15 protein-coding genes and 1 pseudogene are annotated in these 18,053 nt (G+C 71.0%); 6 read left to right on the plus strand and 10 right to left on the minus strand.

Annotated elements, in window-relative coordinates:
* Positions 1–303: 303 nt before the first annotated feature.
* The 7 genes and pseudogenes from OG199_RS17480 to OG199_RS17510 form a co-directional block, all read right to left on the minus strand.
* Entirely contained in the window at positions 304–1,548 is a 1,245-nt protein-coding gene (locus OG199_RS17480; RefSeq protein ID WP_401805647.1) for a M20 family metallopeptidase, read from the minus strand.
* A gap of 627 nt (positions 1,549–2,175) precedes the next feature.
* Positions 2,176–2,334, minus strand: a pseudogene (locus OG199_RS17485) (contact-dependent growth inhibition system immunity protein); the annotation flags it as partial.
* 79 nt (positions 2,335–2,413) lie between these two features.
* Positions 2,414–3,244: a poly-gamma-glutamate hydrolase family protein gene (locus OG199_RS17490; protein ID WP_405830201.1), complete on the minus strand. Its 831-nt coding sequence runs from the start codon at positions 3,242–3,244 to the stop codon at positions 2,414–2,416.
* A gap of 533 nt (positions 3,245–3,777) precedes the next feature.
* A complete protein-coding gene (locus OG199_RS17495; RefSeq protein ID WP_405830203.1) occupies positions 3,778–4,908 on the minus strand; it encodes a hypothetical protein in 1,131 nt (376 codons plus the stop codon).
* Between the two features lie 38 nt (positions 4,909–4,946).
* Entirely contained in the window at positions 4,947–5,882 is a 936-nt protein-coding gene (locus tag OG199_RS17500; RefSeq protein ID WP_266700987.1) for an N-acetylneuraminate synthase family protein, read from the minus strand.
* A gap of 13 nt (positions 5,883–5,895) precedes the next feature.
* Positions 5,896–7,203 carry an N-acylneuraminate cytidylyltransferase gene (locus OG199_RS17505; RefSeq protein ID WP_356797221.1) on the minus strand — a complete coding sequence of 436 codons (1,308 nt, stop codon included), beginning with the start codon at positions 7,201–7,203 and terminating at the stop codon, positions 5,896–5,898.
* Positions 7,204–7,247: 44 nt separating this feature from the next.
* A complete protein-coding gene (locus OG199_RS17510) occupies positions 7,248–8,579 on the minus strand; it encodes a DUF6716 putative glycosyltransferase (RefSeq protein WP_356797223.1) in 1,332 nt (443 codons plus the stop codon).
* A gap of 198 nt (positions 8,580–8,777) precedes the next feature.
* On the opposite strand from OG199_RS17510, the gene OG199_RS17515 reads away from it, so the two are divergent.
* The 4 genes from OG199_RS17515 (at position 8,778) to OG199_RS17530 (ending at position 13,687) form a co-directional block, all read left to right on the plus strand.
* Positions 8,778–9,758, plus strand: coding sequence for a glycosyltransferase family 2 protein (locus OG199_RS17515; protein WP_356797225.1), 981 nt, complete (start codon positions 8,778–8,780; stop codon positions 9,756–9,758).
* Complete coding sequence (locus OG199_RS17520) at positions 9,755–11,089, plus strand: polysialyltransferase family glycosyltransferase (protein WP_356797227.1); 1,335 nt, start codon at positions 9,755–9,757, stop codon at positions 11,087–11,089. The genes OG199_RS17515 and OG199_RS17520 overlap by 4 nt, the downstream gene beginning before the upstream one ends.
* Before the next feature lie 308 nt (positions 11,090–11,397).
* The gene (locus OG199_RS17525) at positions 11,398–12,558 is read left to right on the plus strand and encodes an acyltransferase family protein (protein ID WP_405830207.1); all 1,161 of its coding nucleotides are present in this window, start codon (positions 11,398–11,400) and stop codon (positions 12,556–12,558) included.
* A 184-nt stretch (positions 12,559–12,742) separates the two neighbouring features.
* The gene (locus OG199_RS17530) at positions 12,743–13,687 is read left to right on the plus strand and encodes a class I SAM-dependent methyltransferase (protein ID WP_356797229.1); all 945 of its coding nucleotides are present in this window, start codon (positions 12,743–12,745) and stop codon (positions 13,685–13,687) included.
* 65 nt (positions 13,688–13,752) lie between these two features.
* Here OG199_RS17530 and OG199_RS17535 read toward each other — a convergent pair whose 3' ends face one another.
* Positions 13,753–14,412, minus strand: coding sequence for a TetR/AcrR family transcriptional regulator (locus tag OG199_RS17535; protein WP_356797231.1), 660 nt, complete (start codon positions 14,410–14,412; stop codon positions 13,753–13,755).
* Positions 14,413–14,480: 68 nt separating this feature from the next.
* Here OG199_RS17535 and OG199_RS17540 point away from each other — a divergent pair, with 68 nt between their 5' ends.
* Together OG199_RS17540 and OG199_RS17545 are read left to right on the plus strand one after the other, a co-directional pair.
* Positions 14,481–15,905, plus strand: a complete 1,425-nt coding sequence (locus tag OG199_RS17540) for an FAD-dependent oxidoreductase (RefSeq protein ID WP_405830209.1) — start codon at positions 14,481–14,483, stop codon at positions 15,903–15,905.
* A gap of 134 nt (positions 15,906–16,039) precedes the next feature.
* Positions 16,040–16,825, plus strand: coding sequence for an alpha/beta fold hydrolase (locus tag OG199_RS17545; RefSeq protein ID WP_405830211.1), 786 nt, complete (start codon positions 16,040–16,042; stop codon positions 16,823–16,825).
* 157 nt (positions 16,826–16,982) lie between these two features.
* Here OG199_RS17545 and leuE read toward each other — a convergent pair whose 3' ends face one another.
* Together leuE and OG199_RS17555 are read right to left on the minus strand one after the other, a co-directional pair.
* On the minus strand, positions 16,983–17,633 hold the full coding sequence (leuE, locus tag OG199_RS17550; RefSeq protein ID WP_401805628.1) for a leucine efflux protein LeuE: 651 nt from the start codon (positions 17,631–17,633) through the stop codon (positions 16,983–16,985).
* A gap of 63 nt (positions 17,634–17,696) precedes the next feature.
* Positions 17,697–17,858: a hypothetical protein gene (locus OG199_RS17555; protein ID WP_405830213.1), complete on the minus strand. Its 162-nt coding sequence runs from the start codon at positions 17,856–17,858 to the stop codon at positions 17,697–17,699.
* Between the last annotated feature and the right edge of the window lie 195 nt (positions 17,859–18,053).

The raw sequence follows: 18,053 nt of genomic DNA on the forward strand, positions 1-18,053 counted from the left end.
CAGCGATTTCGGCGCACAGTAACGCGCGTAGAAGGGGAGGGGAACGGGGTTTCTCCTGGCCGTTATCGAACCGTGCCGCCACCGGGTTACGTTTGCGCGCCACCCGTTACGCCGGGGTGACGCAAGTGGACGAAGAGGCACCGATCGGGGCATCGGGCGGGTGGGCGGCCCGGGCACGCCTTGCCTCACCTGGGTCCCGGGCCCCCCTTTCGCGCCATCCGCACGTGAACGGCTCACGTGCGTGAACGGCTCACGTGCACGGGACCGCGCGTCCGGGTCCTGGGGCCCAGGGACCTGGCGGAGCTAGCGGATCGCGTCCAGCAGGGCCGCCGCGGTGAAGAGCTCGACCCCGACGGTGATGGCCGACTCGTCCACGTCGAAGTCGCCGCGGTGCAGGTCACGGGTGGTGCGCTCGCCCGGTGTACGGACTCCGAGGCGGGCCATGGCGCCGGGCACGTGCTCCAGGTACCAGGAGAAGTCCTCGCCGCCGAGGCTCTGCTCGGTGTCCTCGACGGAGTACGGGCCGCGCCGCGAGGTCATGGAGTCGTGGAGGAGCTCCGTGACCGCCGGGTCGTTGACGACCGGCGGGACACCCCGGATGTAGTTGATCTCGGTCTTGGCGCGGTACAGGTTCGCGATCTCGTCGATGGCCTCGTGCACCAGGTCGGGCGCCTGCCGCCACGCCTCGAGGTCGAGGCAGCGTACGGTCCCGGAGAGCTCGGCGTGCTGCGGGATGACGTTGCAGGCGTGCCCGGACTCGATCCGTCCCCAGGTCACCGCGAGCCCGCTGCGGGCGTCCACACGCCGGGCGACGAGGGACGGCACGTCGGTGACGACGCGCGCGGCGGCGGTGACGAGGTCGGTGGTGAGGTGGGGGCGCGCGGTGTGGCCGCCGGCGCCGTCGAGCGAGAGTTCCAGCCGGTCGCAGGCCGAGGTGATGGGACCGTGGCGCAGTCCGATCCGTCCGGCGTCGACCTTCGGGTCGCAGTGCACACCGATGATCCGCCCCACGCCGTCCAGTACTCCGCACTCGATGACGTCGGGCGCGCCCCCGGGCAGGACCTCTTCGGCGGGCTGGAAGATCAGCCGCACGGGATGCGGCAGGAGCCCCTGGCGGTGCAGCTCGGCGAGGACCAGTCCGGCGCCGAGGACGACGGTCGTGTGCACGTCGTGGCCGCAGGCGTGCGCGCGGCCGGGCACGGTCGAGCGGTACGCGCAGTCACTCTTCGTGTCCGGGATGGGCAGCGCGTCGATGTCGGCGCGCAGGGCGAGCATGCCGCGTCCGCCGTCGACCTCGCCGTCCTGCTCGCCGTCGTCGATCCCGATGTCACAGATGAGCCCGGTCCCGATGTCGAGCACACGGGGCTTGAGTCCCGCCTGCTCCAGGCGTGCCTTGAGTGCCGCGGTGGTGCGGAACTCGTGGTTGCCGAGCTCCGGGTGCATGTGCATGTCGCGCCGGAACGCGATCAGCTCCGCACGCAGTGCGTCGGTCAGGGTGCCGGGGAGCGCTGCTCCCCCGGGAACATCGGCCTCGTACTCTCGGGACATCAATTGGTTCACCCTTTGAAGGGTAGGGCGACGGGGCGGCCAACTGACCCACGATCAACAAAACTTCAGCCCGTTAGGGGAAGAAACTTGGCCGCGCGACGCATAGGTTTCAGGTGGGATGGGTACGCTCGCCCGTCTTTCCGGACGATGGGATCGTGAGCCAGACGGTATGCGTGCCCTGGCCGGGCCGCATCCCGGCCGGGGGCCGACTGCCCTGTGCGGGGACGACGGCCGACTGCTGCCGTGTCCGAGCCGGTGACCGACTCCGGTGACGGTCTGTGACCACAGGGCGACGCCGACCCTTGATGCGGGCCGCCGACCCTCTCTCGATCCAGTCCGCCGGGGCTGCCCGCGGACTCCCATGGGGGAACGCTCGGGGTGTCCGAGCCCATTCCCGTACCCTACGGTCCCACAGACCTGACCAAGATCATGCGTATGGATGCGTGGGCACGACTCTTTGTCGACCAGGGTGCGAGGGGGTGCCGGGTCGGGGCCGGGTCGGGCCGTCAGCGGGACCAGGGGGCGCGCCCTCGGGCTTCTGATCCCCCGCACCGCGCCGTCCCGTGTCAGACAGCCGTACGGCCGGCGATGAGGATCCTGATCGCGACGGTGCGTCCTTCGGTTCCGCCGGACCACGAGCTGCGGGGAGGCGGAGGACCGGTAGTCGTCGACGGCGACGTCATGGTCGGGGAACTCGTCCGGCATGTCCTGGGAGAACCAGCCGCCGAGGAACTGGGCGAGTTCGGGGAAGCGGGCGTGCCATTCCCAGTGGGTGGCGGGGGTGGCGTCACTTCGCGGATGCGCACGGTGTCCTCGGTCGCGTCAGTCCGTCAACTCGCCTATTCGCACTGGTGACCCTAACAACTCACGCGCGACACCGCTGGCTCCGCACCGCCTGCCCCGCCTCCACCCGGTCGATGGCCCTGCGGGTCGCGTCGACGAAGGTCCAGAAGAACGGGAGGAGGTTGGCCGCGCGGTCGGCGAGGGTGTTCTTGCCGTCGGCGAACATCGCGGCGCGCAGGGCCGTGGTCATCTCCAGCTGGGCGCCCATGCCGAGGAGGGTGCGGTTGCAGATGTTGTCCGGGGCGATGCCCGCTATCTCCTGCTCGCCCGAAGCCGTCACCGCGCGGATGCCGGCCGCGGTGAACTCCTCCGTCAGGTACTGGCGGAAGACGGGGTTGAGGCCGCCTACGAGGACGGCCGCGGCACCGGGTTCCAGGCCCGCCTGCTCCGGCCTGCAGCCGTGGAGGGAGAGGACGTTGAGGCTGCCCGCGCACAGGGAGCGGGCGATCGTGTCGTCGCAGTCGGTGGAGGTGACGTGCAGGTCGCCGTTACCGCTTCTCATCAGCCCTTCGAACATCCAGAAGTCGTGGACCGGTCCGGCGGGCGGGGTGGGTGAGAGGTCGGCGGGGTGGTAACCGGCTGTCGCCAGGCAGAGTTCCGAGGTGCCCCCTTCGATGCCGCCGCCGTGCGGGGCGATGACCGTGGAGCGGATGGAAGGGGCGCCGTCCGTCGTGCTCCGGTCGTCGACCGGGTGACGTCGGGAGCGGCGGGCCCAGTCCGTGCCCTCCGTCCAGGCGGGGTTGGCGTACAGAGCCGTGTTCGAGGCCTGTTCGGTGGCCGCCGCGGGCGTGACCGCGCTCAGGGCGGGCGTCTTCGCGAGCGCGGTGGGAAGGGTACGGCGCCTGGTCTCCATGACGGCTGAGGATGTCAGCCGAAGCGGTGCGCCACATAGTCCGCCGTGCGCTGACCCGCAGGGGTGCCGAAGATGTGTTCGAGGAGGCCGTGTTCGACGATGCCGCGGGGGTGCCCTGCTCGGCGAGGAAGAACGCGCACTGCCGGGAGACACGGGCGGCCTCCGCCATGATGGCGAGGACGACGACGCCGGCCGTCAGCTGGTACCGGAAGACCCGGCCACCGATGAAAGGACCCCTCGTCCCGTCGACCGCCGGTCACCCGCTCAACGCCGAACGCCCCGCCCAGATCCTGGGCGGGGCGTTCGGGGCGGAATCCGGCCGGCCTCCACCGGGAGTGGCCGGGCGTCGAGGGAAGGGGCACGGTGGGAGGGGGACGGTGCTCGCCGTCCGCCGGGTGTCGCGGGCGCGCGAGGCCTGCGGGGAGGCGGTACCTCGCGGTGCCAGGGGTCGATCGGACCGGCCCGGGCCAGCGAGGCCCGGACCGTGAACGGTCACCGCACGGGTGCCACGCACCACGCGCGGCGCCGGTTCTCTACGCCGTCGCGACGGAGGACAGCCGGTGCACGTCCCGGGCCGTGCCGGTCACTCCCGACAGGAACCCCTGGGCGCGTGGCGAAGCCGTCTCCGTCAGCCAGGCCGGGTCGATGTCGCAGACGGCGACCCGGACGTCGGTGCCCACCAGCGCCAGCGGCAGCGTGTGCACGACGGTCGAGGGGAAACTCAGGATCGTGCGGCCGATGGGGCCGCGGCGGGCGATGAGTTCGAGGGGGAGGTCGGGGCGGACGATCTCCAGTCCCGTCTCGACGGCCAGCCGGTGGAGCTTGTCGGTGCTCTCGCGGCGGTGGGCGAAGTAGCGGGTCGCGCCATGGGCCTTGGCGAGGGAACGGACCGCCTCCAGATAGCGGTCGGGGTCCACCACACCCGTCTCGACCAGGGAGGTGCCGACCAGGTCCGCGCCCTTGGTGATCCGGGGCGGGCCGAAGCGGGCGCGGGTCCAGGAGAAGTCGTTGGCGGTGATGGTGACGCCGTCCGGCGCCGAGTCGATCGGCATGGAGGAGAAGACCTCCACCCGCCGTCCCTCGCTCGGGGTGAGCCGGCGGCGGGCCGACGACGAGATCGGGGCGAACAGCACGTCGCGGGCGCCGGGACGGCCACCGCGCCGGTGCCAGCGCACCAGCCGTTCACCGCGGGCCAGCTGGGCGACGAACTCCATCGTGGCCGTGCCGTCGTCCACGACCACGAGGTCGCGTGCCTTCGTGATCGTCAGCAGGAGCTGCACGTAACGGGAGAACGGGTCTCCCATGACGATGCGGTGGGCCCTGCGCAGCAGCGGTGCCAGACCGCCGATCGTGTGGAAGGGCGCCGTGGTGCCACCGCGCGCCTCCTCCCAGCGGACCTCGTGACCCTCGTCGCGGGCCAGTTCGGCCATGCGACGCAACTGGCCCCGGGTCATCGGGTCGTTGGGCGAGAGGACGACGAGGGTGAGCCCCGCGCCGGCGGGCCGGACGGACGAACCGTCCGGTCCCGCGCCGGGTGCCCGGTCGCCGGCCTCCGTCGCGTGCGGGGCGTGGGCATGCGCCCACTCCAGCACGTTCAGGAGCTGTACCGGGCTCTCGACGAAGGCCAGCGTGTGGGGGCCGGAGGTACCGGCGCGGGGGCTCATCGGCGTACGACCGTCCCGTCGTAAGGAAATCAGGGCGTTCAGACCGAGACCGGCTCGCCCGCGGCGGCGGCGATCTCCGACTCGGCGACGACGCCGGTGACGCGGCGCAGCTTCTTCATCGGGCCGAGCTCGGACTCGTAGACCTTCTTGACACCGTCACCGAGGGAGGCCTCGATGGTGCGGATGTCGCGGACGAGGCGGGTGAGGCCCTGCGGCTCGACGGAGGCGGCCTGGTCGGAGCCCCACATCGCGCGGTCCAGGGTGATGTGACGCTCGACGAAGGTGGCGCCGAGGGCGACCGCGGCGAGCGTGGTCTGCAGGCCCGTCTCGTGACCGGAGTAGCCGATCGGAACGTTCGGGTACTCGGCCTGGAGGGTGTTGATGACGCGGAGGTTGAGCTCCTCGGCCTGCGCCGGGTAGGTCGACGTGGCGTGGCACATCAGGATGTTGTCGCTGCCGAGGACCTCGACCGCGTGGCGGATCTGCTTCGGCGTCGACATGCCGGTGGAGAGGATGACCGTGCGGCCGGTGGCGCGCAGGGCGCGGAGCAGCTCGTCGTCGGTCAGCGACGCGGAGGCGACCTTGTGGGCCGGGACGTCGAACTTCTCCAGGAAGGCGACGGCCTCGGTGTCCCACGGGGAGGCGAACCAGTCGATGTTCTTGCTCTTGGCGTACTCGTCGATCTGGCGGTACTCGTCCTCACCGAACTCCACACGGTGGCGGTAGTCGATGTAGGTCATGCGGCCCCAGGGGGTGTCGCGCTCGATGTCCCACTGGTCGCGCGGGGTGCAGATCTCCGGGGTGCGCTTCTGGAACTTGACGGCGTCGCAGCCGGCCTCGGCGGCGGCGTCGATCAGCTTGAAGGCGTTCTCGAGCTCGCCGTTGTGGTTGATGCCGATCTCGCCGACGACGTAGACGGGCTGGCCGGGGCCGGCGGTCTTCGAACCGAAGGTGCGCAGACGGGAGTTGCTCATGGTGAGACGTTCCTTACTTGTCGAGGGAGTCGAGAGAAGGGCCGAGGATCCAGCTGGCGATCTCTCGGATCGCGCCGTCGCCGCCGGGGACGGTGGTGACCGCGCGTGCGGCGCCGCGCACGACGTCGTGGGCGCTCGCGACCGCCACGGGCCAGCCCACGAGGGCGAAGCACGGGAGGTCGTTGACGTCGTTGCCGACGTAGAGCACGCGCTCAGGCGCGATGCCCTGCTCCTCGCACCACTGCTTCAGCGCGAGGTCTTTCCGGTCGATGCCGTGCAGGACCGGGATCTTGAGCTTCCGGGCCCGGGCGGCGACGACCGGGTTCTGTTCCGTGGACAGGATCAGCATCGTCAGTCCGCTCTTGCGGAGGGCGGCGATACCGAGTCCGTCCCCGCGGTGCACGGAGACGAACTCCCGTCCGTCGGAGTCGATCAGCACCCTGTCGTCGGTCTGGGTGCCGTCGAAGTCGAGGACGACCGCGTCGATGTCGGCGGCGGTCGGGAGGGCGCCGGGGCGGTTCGCGTCGAAGAGCGGCGCGAGGGCGCGGGCGCGGGCGAGGTCGTGCGGGTCGTCGATCTCCAGCACACGGGCCGGGTCGGTGCGCACGAGTTCGGTGCGGCCGAAGAAGCGGTGCTTCGCGACACGGAAGCCGTCGGCCTCCATGGCGTAGACGGCACCGGTCTCCAGGAGGTCCTGGGGGCGGTCCTGCCGGCGCGGCCGGAAGGACTTGTCGTGGTTGATGCCGTAGCCGCCGCTGGTACCGGTGTCCGTGACCAGGGTGTCGGTGCCGCCCGCGACGGCGGCACGCTCGGCGTCGGCGGCCACCGGGACGGCGGGCTCGTCGTCGCCGTCGCGCCACACGAAGCCGTGGAAGGGGGCCACGGTCAGCGCCGTGTCCGCGCCGTTCGCGACGATCGCGTTCACGACGCCGTCCACGTCCTCGCGGACGATGAACGGGCTGGTGCACTGGACGAGCAGCACCACGTCGACCGGGGAGCCGTGCAGCCCCTCGTGGGCGTCCATGGCGTGCAGGACGGCGGCCTCGGAGGTGGCGGTGTCACCGGCGATGGCGGCGGGGCGCAGGACGACCTCGGCACCGGCCTGGCGGGCGGCGGCCGCGATGGCCTGGTCGTCGGTGGAGACGACGACGTCCGTCACCAGGCGGGCGGCGCGGCACTCGCGCACCGCGCGGGCCACCAGCGGTACCCCGCCGACCGGGAGGAGGTTCTTCGCGGGGACGCCCTTGGAGCCGCCGCGCGCGGGGATCACCGCGAGCACGCGGCGCACCGGCGCCGGTCGGCCCGCTTCCGAGTTGGTCATGCGCTGTTCTCCTTGACGAGGAAGGCTGGAGGGATCGGCGGCGGTCACAGCTCCCCCATCCGCCGGATCACCGGAGCCACGCGCTGCACTCCGTGGCGGTAGGCACCGCGGGCCGCCCGGCGCACGATCTGCCGTACGGGGCTGGGCTCCTTGTCGGCCGTGGGGGCGCCGGGCAGCGGGCTGCCGTCCGGGGCCAGGTGGTGGCGGGCGAGGATCCCGGGGAGGTAGCCGGGCGCGGTGACCGGTGTGTAGTAGGGGGTCAGGGGCGGCAGCCCGGGGCCCGCGAGCAGTTCGGCGATGCGGGTGCGTGCCTCGTCGAAGGCCGTCTCGTACGAGCCGTCGGCGGCCACGCCCTGCCGGGCCACCCACGCCGGATCGGGGGCCGGCTGGTGTCCGGCGTCGAGCTGGTCCCAGGAGGCGAGGCAGCCGGAGCCCACGAAGTGGTGGTTGCCGAGCGACTCGCGCACCCCGAGGTCGCTGAGGACGACGGTGGGGATACGGCGGTGCAGGGACTCCAGGGCCGCCGTGGAGCTGATGGTGACCAGCAGGTCGGTGCGGTCGAGCACGTCGCCCATGTGTCCGTACACCAGGCGGAAGTTGGCGGGCAGATCGGTCTTCTGCGCCAGCTTCTGGTAGGGCAGCTCCTCGATGTGCGTGGTGTGCTCGCCCGGCTTGGAGCGCAGCTTCAGCAGCACCTCGCGGTCGGGGTGCAGGCGGGCGTGGGCGATCAGCCGGTCCAGCAGGTACGTACGGTCCTTGCGGCTCTCCGGTACGGAGGGCTGGGCGGCGAAGACGACCGTGTACGGGTCGTTCTTGCTGTAGGCGGCCCCGCCGAGGAAGGGCAGCGCCACCTCGGTCACGGACGAGGCGTCGGCGCCCACTCCCTCGTACACGTCCCGGAAGCGGTCCGCGTCCTGGCGCGAGTTGGCGAGGACGAGGTCCGCGCCGTGCCGCAGCAGCAGGCCGTCGGCGAGCTTCTCGTAGACGACACCGACATAGCCGGTGACGACCACGGGCCGCTCCGTGCTCCCGTCCCAGAGGTGGGCCAGGCCGTGCAGGACCGCCTGGACGGCGCCGCCGACGAGGGCGAGGACCAGGACGTCGTACCGCTCCCGCTCCATGGCGCGCAGGAATTCGACGGCGGTCACTTCGCGGAGGGAATCCGCGCGGACGCCGACCTCTTCGAGCTGGCGGGCGGTGGGAGTGGCACGGCCACGCAGGAGATAGCCGTCGAGGCGGAGGTCCGACTCCTGAATGTCCGTATTGGACGTTTCAGTGGTAGATACGCGGTTCGCGGTGAGCGAACCCCATTTCCACCGTGTGTCGGAATCCGCGAGAACGGCGACCCGCAGGGACTTCCTGGTACTTGCTGGCACGTCCAAGACGCTAGGAAGCCATTCCGAGTAACGGCCCAACCTGAATGCAACAAACGGTTAACAGCACATCGACGAATGGCGAATCAGGCCGCGAACCATCCAGAAATCAGCCTGGTTCACGGCTTCGCCACGCGTCGTTCACCTGACATCTCACCAACGGCCAAGACGAATGCCGGACCGCCCCCTAACGTCACGTGGGTGGTCAAGCTCTCCGTCATCGTGCCGTTCTACAACGTGCAGCAATACGCACCCGACACCCTGAAGAGCCTGCGTGCGAACGTGCGCGAGGACTTCGAATTCATTCTCGTCGACGATTGTTCGAGCGACGAGACACCGGAGATTCTCGCGCGCGCGGAGCGCGAGCTCCCGGGCGCGGTGCATGTCAGACATGAGAAGAACGGAGGGCTGGCGACCGCGCGCAACACGGGCATCGACGCCGCGCGCGGCGAATACCTCACGTTCCTCGACGGGGACGACTGGCTCGCCCCCGGCTACTACGAGCAACTCGTCACCGCGATCGAGGACCTGGGCTGCGACTTCGTCCGTACGGACCATGTCCAGTGCACCGCGCGGGCCCGCACCATCCACCGGGTCCCGCACGGCCGCCGGGGCGTCGTGATGAACCCCCGGGACGCCATACTGCCCTCCGACCGCTCCACCTCCGTCGACTACGCGTACGCCTGGGCGGGCATCTACCACCGCCGTCTGGTCGACCGCGGACTGCTGCACTTCACCCACGGACTGCGTACGGCCGAGGACCGTCCGTGGATCTGGAAACTGCACCGCGAGGCCGAGTCCTTCGCCGCGGTGAGCCTGCTCGGCGTGTTCTACCGACGTGGTGTCGCCTCCTCCCTCACCCAGATCGGGGACGTGCGCCAGCTCGACTTCATCCGCGCGTTCGACCAGGTCGTGGCGGAGACCGCCGAGGATCCCGACGCGTCGAGACTGCTGCCCAAGGCCGTGCGCACGTACTGCGCGATTATTTCCCACCATCTGGGATCCATGGAAAGGTTCGAGCCGCCCGTGGCGCGGAAACTGAAGTCGATGAGTGCGGCGGCACTGCAGCGCATGCCTCAGGACGTGCTCGACGAGGCACTCGATTCGATGGACGTCCAGCGGGCCACCCGGCTGCGCCGGCTGCGCCGCCGTCCCACCGCGGGCACAGGGGTGGCAGCGTGACGACCCAGATCTTCATGGCGTCCACGCTGTACGGGACCGCGACGCTCGCCGCGGCCCTGGACGCCGACTGCTTCGGCCCCGCCGACCGGCGCATCCTGCTCGTCTCCAACAACGCGGCGACGCCCGAGACGACACCCGCCGTGGACGAGATGCCCGGCTTCGGCCGGCTGCGCGGCCGCTTCGACGACGTGCTGTCGTGGAACGAGACGATCACGCCGTTCCACCCCGGCGGCTGGGCCCCGCGCCTCGACGACACGCCCCTGTGGGAGCGGCATCTGCGGCTGGCCTGGAACCTCGGCGACGACGACATCGAGCTGGCCGTCGAGTCGATCCAGGTCAACCCCGCGCTCGGCCTCGCCCAGATCTTCACCGGCGCGCCCGTCACCGTGTACGCGGACGGTCTGATGAGCTACGGACCCACCCGCAACAAGATCGACCCGCTGGTCGGCACCCGGGTGACCCGCCTGCTCCACCTGGACCTGGTCCCCGGTCTGACGCCGCTGCTGCTGACCGAGTTCGGTGTCGAACCCGAGATCGTGCCCACGGACGCGTTCTCGAAGGTGCTCGCCGAGCTCGTCGACACCGGCGACGAACTCCCGCTCATCGACGAGCCCGCGCTGCTGCTCGGCCAGTACCTCTCCGCGCTCGGCATCCTCACCGCCGAGCAGGAGGAGGACCTGCACGTACGGATGCTCAAGGGCGCCGTCGCGCTCGGCCACACCCGGGTCGTGTTCAAGCCGCACCCCACGGCGCCGGCCCGCTGGTCGCGCGTCCTGGAGAAGGAGGCCGGGAAGCTCGACGTCGAGCTGACGGTGCTCGACACACCCGTCCTCGCCGAGGTCCTGTACCAGCGCATGCGTCCCGCGCTCGTCGTCGGCTGCTTCTCCACCGCGCTGCTCACCGCGTCCGCGCTCTACGGCCTGCCCGTCGCCCGCATCGGCACCGACACGCTGCTGGACCGTCTGGTGCCCTACGAGAACAGCAACCGCGTCCCGGTCACGATCGTGGACGCCCTGCTGCCGGAGCTGACCGACAAGGCGGCCGTCGCCGAACAGCGCGTGGGCATGACCACGGAGGCCCTGACCGGGCTCGTACGGGCGGTGGGCTACGCGATGCAGCCGAAGATCCTGCCGGACCTGCGCCCGGCCGCCGAGCGCTATCTGACGCAGCACCTGAACACCCACACCTGGCGGTACTTCAAGCGCAAGCGCCTCACCTCGCTGGCGCTGCCCGGCGCGGTCCCGGCCCAGCTGGCCTTCCTGCCGCGCAACGCCACGGTCCGCCGTGTCGCGCGCCGGGCGCGCAGTCTGCGCCGGGCCGTACGGCGCTGAGCGTCCCCCCAGGGGTTCCCACGGGCGTGGGGGCCGGTTCATGACGAACCGGCCCCCACGCCCGTTCCGCATTCCCCGGTCGGCGAGGTGATCCATTCACCGTCGAACGAGTTCGCCCTCTGCGCCGAACCGGCCCTTGTCGGTGAATTGGGGGCGGCCGGAGAAAGAGGGAACCTGAAGCGACGGGCGGGTGAACTCATGGCGTCCGTACGGGGAATCGTCACTTGGTCAATCGGATGCTTCCCGTGAATCGGACTAGCGTGCTGGGTGTAACCCGTCAGCATGAACCGCCCGCGAAGAGGAATTCCGTGACCAACACCCCCCAGGACACGCGCGTGACGTCCGAGGGTCCGGCGATCCGCGCCGTCCTCCCGGCGCCCGACACCCGCCCGCCGTCGCGCGCGAAGCCCCGGGAGTCCCGTCTGCGCGCCCTGGACGGACTGCGGCTGATCGCCGCGCTGATGGTGGCGGCGTACCACTACGGGGGCCGCGACGGCGAGGTCACACAGGCCTGGGGCACCTCCCCGCGACACCAGTTCCCCAGCCTGCACTCGTACTTCGCGTACGGCTGCCTCGGCGTCCAGATCTTCTTCGTGATCAGCGGCTTCGTGATCTGCATGAGCGGCTGGGGCCGGCCGCTCCGGTCGTTCTTCGCGTCCCGCGCGTCCCGGCTGCTGCCCGCCTACTGGGCAGCGGTGATCATCGTGACGGCCGTGTTCGCGCTGCCGGTGGTCGCGTACAAGACGGTCGGGCCGAGCGACGCCCTGCTGAACCTGACGATGCTCCAGCAGCCGCTGGGGGTGGACCGGGTGCTGGGCGTCTGCTGGACGCTGTGGGCGGAGGTCCGGTTCTACGCGCTCTTCGCGCTCTGCATCGTCCTGCCGGGTGCCAACCGTCAGCGCGTCATCCTCTTCTGCGCGGGCTGGACCCTGGCGGCGGCGATCGCCCAGACGGCGAACGAACCCCTCCTGAACACCGTCCTGATGCCGGAGTACGCCCCGTTCTTCATCGGCGGCGTCGGCCTCTACCTCCTGCATCGCAACCGGCGTGACGCGTACGCCTGGGGCATCGTGGGCGTGAGCTGGCTGATCGGCCAGCACTACGCGGTGGCCCGCCTGTGGCACGCGCCGAACCCGGAGTTCTTCTCCTACCGCAGCTCGTACGGCATCGTCCTGGTCGTCACGCTCGGCTACCTCGCCGTCGGCGCGATCGCCCTGGGCTACCTGAACTGGGCGAACTGGCGCTGGCTCACGGTCGCGGGCGCCCTGACGTACCCCTTCTACCTGGTCCACGAGCACCTGGGCTGGGTCGTCATCAAGGCCTACCACCGCACCCTGCACATCCCCTCGTACGGCACCCTCCCGCTGACCGTCGCGACGATGCTGCTGCTGGCCTGGCTGCTCAACCGCTACGTGGAGAACTGGCTCACGCCGAAGCTGCGTACCGCACTGTCGAAGCCGCGACCGTAGGAATCCGCTCCGGTCACCCGGATAAGGCCCTCGATAAAGCGGAAATTGGCCGGGTGTTCATCTGGCCGCAGATTCGGGAGAAGCGCCACGGGCAGGCGCCGCATAGTTCTTGACCGAGCCATAGGCGTCCCATAGGTTCCGGGGCGCTCGTTCGCCTCGTCCGCACAAGGGAGCGCTTTCTCTCATGACTGCCGCACCAGACACGATCCGACCGCCCCGCCGCCTCGACGACGTCCCCGGGTGGTTCCCCGTTCTCGACCAGATGCTCTTCAAGTGGTTCCTGGACCGGCAGGAGTCCGCCGGAACGACCGGCGACCTGCTGGAGGTCGGCGTGTACATGGGCAAGAGTGCGATCTTCCTCGGGGACCATCTGCGTCAGGGTGAGCGGTACACGGTGTGCGACCTCTTCGAGGGCGACGCCCCGGACGGCGCCAACCAGGCGGAGTCGACGAAGTCCTACAGCGCGCTCACCCGGAAGGTGTTCGAGGAGAACTACCTCTCCTTCCACGACGAACTGCCCCGTGTCCTGCCGGGCCCGAGTTCACTCGTCCCGGCCGAGGTCGAACCCCGGTCCTGCCGGTTCGTCCACATCGACGCCTCACACCTGTACGAGCACGTCCACGGGGACATCGGCGCCGCCCGCGACGCACTGCTGCCCGGCGGCATCGTCGTCCTGGACGACTTCCGTTCCGAGCACACGCCCGGTGTCTCCATAGCCGCCTGGGAGGCCGTGCTCAACCGGGGCCTGCACCCCATCTGTCTCAGCACGCAGAAGCTGTACGGAACCTGGGACGATCCCGAGGCGGTCCAGGAGGAACTGCTCGCCGCGGTGCGGGAGCGGGACGACTGCCACCTCAGCGTGCAGCACGCGGCCGGCCACCGCATCGTCCGGCTCAAGTCCAAGAACATGCAGGCCCCGCCCTTCCCGGTCTCCCGGTACGGCATGGACAGCCCCGGCGCCGCGGAAACCGAGGACGCCTCCGGGCGTCCGTCGGGAGCGGCGTCCGCGCACTCCCGGCCGGCCGCGCGCCGCACCCGCACCCGGCGGATCGCCGCCGACCTGCTGCCGCCGGTGCTCACCCGCGCCCTCCGCAGCGCGCGCACCGCCCGGCGCGCGGCGACACGCTGACCCGGCCGGGCCCCGTGCCCCAACCGGTCGGTGCCGCACCGGTCGGACCGCCGGGGCCGCCCCGCTCAGCCGATCCCGTAGCGCGCCCCGATGCCCGCGATCACCAGGGCCAGCCCTTCCTCGAAGTGCCGGCCGTAGTCCTCGAAGATCTCCGCGCCCGCCGCGGCCGACAGGGGGAAGTCGGCCATGCGGCGGGCGCGTTCCGTCACGTCGTAGCCCTCGCGGCGCTCGCCCGGCAGGGGCTGGACGCCCTGCTCCTCGGTGACGAAGCCGATCGTGTACAGGTACGTGGTGGACGTCGCGCGGACCGCCTGGGTAAGGGTGAATCCCGCCTGGGTGAAGAGCGTCAGCGTCCGCTCCATCTCCACGGCGTGCAGTGTGCCGGTGAAGCGTGAGCCGCTGAAGACCTTCGCGCCGTCGCGGTAGCCGAGCAGCGCCGCGCGCAGTCCGCGGTTGGCGGTGAGCAGCCGCTCCCGCCAGCCGTCGCCCGGAGCCGCCCCGGCGTCCTCGACCATCCGCCGGTACATCTCCGTGGCCATCTCGTCGAGCAGCTCCTGCTTGTTCCGGAAGTGCCAGTAGAGCGCGGGCGCCTGGACGTTCAGCTCCTTGGCGATGGCCCGGAGGGTGAGGCCGTCCAGGCCCGTCCCGTTGAGCAGCCGCAGGGCGGTGTCGACGATCTGCTTCTTGTCCAGCTTGGGGGATCGCTGGGGTCTCTGGGTAGCCACGCTTGACAGTTTAACGCCGTTAAGGGCATGCTCGCGGCATGGAACTTAACAGCGTTAAGGAGGGGCTCGTGGACGTGGACGTACTCGTCGTCGGCGCCGGTCCGACCGGTCTCGCCCTCGGCGTCGACCTGGCCAGGCGCGGGGTGGACGCCCTCGTCGTGGAGCGGGCCGACGGTCTGTTCCCCGGCTCCCGCGGCAAGGGCATCCAGCCGCGCACGATGGAGGTCTTCGACGACCTCGGCGTCCTCGGCGCGATCCGCGCGGCGGGCGGCGACTACCCGGTCGGGATGATCTGGCAGGACGGCCGCCGGGCCGGCGAGCACCTGATGTTCGACCCGGCCGAGGCGAGCGACGACTCGCCGTACACCGCGCCGTGGATGGTGCCGCAGTGGCGTACGCAGGAGATCCTCTTCGCGCGGCTGGAGGAGTCCGGGGGGCGGGTCGCCTTCGGCCGCGAGGTCGTCGCGGTCGCGCAGGACGAGGACGGGGTGAGCGTGGAGTTCGCCTCGGGCGCACCGGTCCGCGCCCGGTACGTCGTCGCCGCCGACGGCGGCCGCTCCGCGGTGCGGCGCGCGCTCGGCATCGCCATGACCGGGGAGACCGTCGATCCCCACCCGATGCTGGTCTCGGACGTACGGATCACCGGCCTCGACCGCGACAACTGGCATGTCTTCCCGCCCCGCGAGGACACCGGCGGCTTCCTCGCGATCTGCCCGCTCGCCGGCACGGAGGACTTCCAGGTCGTGGCGCAGTTCCCGGAGGGCACGGACGTCGACCTCTCCCTCGACGGCATCCGCGGGACCGTCGCCGAGCGCTCCCACCTCTCCCCCGAGTCCGTGACCGAGGTGCGTTGGGCCTCGGACTTCCGGCCGCGCACCGCGCTGGCGGACCGCTTCCGCGCCGGGCGGGTCTTCCTCGCCGGGGACTCGGCGCACATGCACTCACCGGCCGGCGGCCAGGGCCTCAACACCAGCGTCCAGGACGCCTACAACCTCGGCTGGAAGCTCGGCGCGGTGCTGAGCGGCGCGGCTGCGGAGTCGCTCCTCGACACCTACGAGGAGGAACGGCTGCCCGTCGCCGCCGACATGCTGGGCCTGTCGACCCGGGTGCACCGCGGCGAGGCCCGGCGCGGCGCGGCGACCCGCCAGCTCGGCCTCGGCTACCGCGGCTCCTCCCTCGCGGTGGAGACCCGCGTGGATCTGCCGGAGAAGGCCCTGTGGGCGGGCGACCGCGCGCCCGACGGAACCGTGGAGGGCGTACGCCTCTTCGACGTGTTCCGGGGACCGCACTGGACACTGCTGGCCGTCGGCACCGAGGGGGAACTGCCGCCGCTCCCGGGCGTCCGCACCGTCCGGATCGCGTCGTACGACCGGTACGGGACCGGCGTCTTCCTCGTCCGACCCGACGGCTACGTGGGGTGGGCGGGCACCGGTACGCGGGACCTGCCGCGGTACGCGCACCGGGTGGGGCTGGCTGTCGGCCAGGGGCGCTGACCGAGACGGTCCACCGGATCCGGGAACCGTCGCCCCGCTCATGGGTGGAGCCGGACGCCGGTGGCGGCGAGGGCGAGGGCCGAGCCCCCCATATTTGGTGGCACTTGCGCGGTCGCCCTGCGACCATCAAGCCGATGCTCACACTTGATGATGATCTCGGACGCCTTTCCTACGTCGTCACCGGAGACGGACCGCCCGTCGTGCTCGTGCACGCCGGCATCGCCGACCACCGTATGTGGGACGCGGTCGTGCCCGACCTGGCAGAACGGCACACCGTCATCCGGTACGACCTGCGCGGCTTCGGCCAGTCCGCGCCGCCGACCGGCCCGTTCAGCGAGACGGACGACCTGCGCCGCCTCCTGGACCACCTCGGCCACGAACGTGTCCGGCTCGTCGGCGCGTCCTGGGGCGGCCGCGTGGCCGTGGACTTCGTCCTCACCCACCCGGACCGGGTGCACTCCCTCGCGCTGTTCTCCGCGCCGTGGCCGGGATACGACTGGTCCGCGGACATGATCGCGTACGACGAGGCGGAGACGGCGGCCCTGGACGCGCACGACCTGGACGCCGCCGTCCGGATCAACCTGGACATGTGGCTGCGCGGGCCGGCCCGAAGCTGGGAGGACGTCGCCACCGGGCTGACCGACCGACTCCGCGGCCCGCTCCGGACGTCGCTGGTGAACCAGGACATCGTCGGGAAGCACTCCCAGGGCCCCGCGACCGGCGACCTCGCGACCGTCTCCGTCCCCACCCTGGTCGGAGTCGGCAAGCTGGACGTGGCCGACTTCCAGGACATCGGCCGGCGCTACGCCTCCGAGATCCCCGGTGCCACCCTGGTCGAGTTCGCCACCGCGGGTCACCTCATCGCACTGGACGCGCCCACCGAATTCACCGCGGCAGTCGGTCCGTTCCTCGCCCGCTGAAGTCCGTTCCTCGCCCGCTGAGGGCTGCGGCCGTCGGGACGAGGCCGCCGCGACAAGGTGCCGAGAACGCGTGCCGGGCGCCGCGACGGGTCGGACGGCCCGTGGCGCCGCCCGGTGTATTGATCACGGGCGTTGTCGACGCTCGTGATCAATACACCTAGGCGCTGGCGAGCGTGAGCTTGACCGCGAAGCCGAGGAAGAGGGCGCCCGCGACGGTCGTGGCGCCCGCGGACAGCCGCCTGCGCCGCCGGAACGCCTCCGCGAGCCTCGTCCCGCTGAAGATCAGCGCGGTGAGGTACAGGAAGCTCGCGAACTGGGCGAAGGCTCCGAGGACCACGAAGGACAGGGCCGGGTAGGCGTATCCCGGGTCCACGAACTGCACGAAGAAGGCGACGAAGAACAGGATCGCCTTCGGGTTGAACAGGCTGATGACCAGCGCCTTCCGGTACGGCCGCTCCTCGGCCGCCGACTGGTCGGAGAGCTCCTCCTCGATCCGCGCCCGCCGGGTCCGCCACATCGTCCACGCGGCCCGCAGCATCCCGAACGCCAGCCATGTCAGATACCCGGCCCCGGCGTACTTCACGATCCCGAACAGCACGGCGTTGCCCTGCAGCAGCGAGGCGACTCCGGCCGCCGACAGCGTCATCAGCACCGTGTCCCCGCACCACACGCCCGCCGCTGCCGTGTACCCGGCGCGCACGCCACGCCGGGCGGCGACGGACAGCACGTAGAGCGAGTTCGGCCCGGGGAGCAGAACGATCAGGACGAGGCCCGCCAGGTAGGTGGGGAGGTCGATGACACCAAGCATGAGGAGGAGTGTCGCACGGGGGTACGACACCCGGCGTGCCCGTCTCGCGGTTCAGTCACCGTCTCAGTCACCGTCGGGCAGCGTGTCCACGGAGAGTTCGAGCGTGACGCCGACGGACTCCGGGATCGGGACACTCTGTCCCCGCCGGTAGCGCTCGGGGGCCGGGTACTTGCCGTTGACCGGATCCCGGTGGAGGAGCACCTCGTCGTGCTTGCGGTCGGCCACGAGGTGGACCGGGAGGCCGGCTCGATCGAATGCCCTGCCCAGCTTCGTCAACGACAGCGCATGCGAGCCGTCCGGCGGCGGTGTCGCAGTGAGCTCCCCTGGAGAATCTCCACGCGGTGCCCAGGCAGTGCACGGGAGAGCAGGTCGGCGGCTTCGCTCAACGTCAGCTCGTGTTGCAGTACGGCCACGGCATCC

Origin of the sequence: Streptomyces sp. NBC_01176 (assembly GCF_045039825.1) — a bacterium.
GTDB lineage: Bacteria > Actinomycetota > Actinomycetes > Streptomycetales > Streptomycetaceae > Streptomyces.